The following is a 607-nucleotide window of genomic DNA, read 5'->3' on the forward strand; positions in this document are numbered from 1 at the left end:
ATCGACAGGAGCACGCCGCTGGAGCCGCCCATCGACGCGCTCAGAATGTCGCCTATCGCGCCAAGGGTGGCTGCAGGCTCGGCAAGCGGCAGCGTGTCGAGCCGCTCGAGAACACTGCGCGCGCCGGTCGCCACCGTCGAACCGGTGTCGCCGTCGCCTGTTTTGGCGTCCAGTCCGTTCAAAGTCGCTTCGAGCGCGATCAGCCTTTCGCAGGTGGTAACGAGAAGAGACCGGGTCCGCGCATTCTGGCTGGGCTTGCGTGCCACGCTCTGTCCGGCTGCTTTCGCCATAGGCACGACGGCAGGCGGCACAACGGGCTTTGCCGGTATCCAAGCATGCGCGCCGACCGGCGCCTGCAAGGCGGTTTCGCGCGCCGCATCCAGCCGGATCAGCGACAGCGAGAAGCCGTTCATGTTGAGCGCCGTCATCAGCGGACCGGGGCCGACCGTCAGCTTGATGGTTTTGGCCAACGGCGAGGCAAGCACCGCATTGGCGATAACGGACATTTCGAGCGGCGGCACCGAACCGAGATTGTTGATCAGCAAGGCGTAGGTGGCCTTGGGATCAAGCCGTGCCGCGAGGCGCTCCGCCATGATCGCAACCAGCC

The 607-nt window shown here is 65.7% G+C and carries 1 protein-coding gene; it reads right to left on the reverse strand.

All coding sequences use genetic code 11. The annotated features are described in order from the left end of the window. Window positions 1-607: dihydroxyacetone kinase subunit DhaK (locus EN914_RS37595; protein WP_127389790.1), on the reverse strand; the 607-nt coding region annotated here is incomplete at both ends.

Source organism: Mesorhizobium sp. M7A.F.Ca.CA.001.08.2.1 (genome assembly GCF_003998455.1).
GTDB lineage: Bacteria > Pseudomonadota > Alphaproteobacteria > Rhizobiales > Rhizobiaceae > Mesorhizobium > Mesorhizobium ciceri.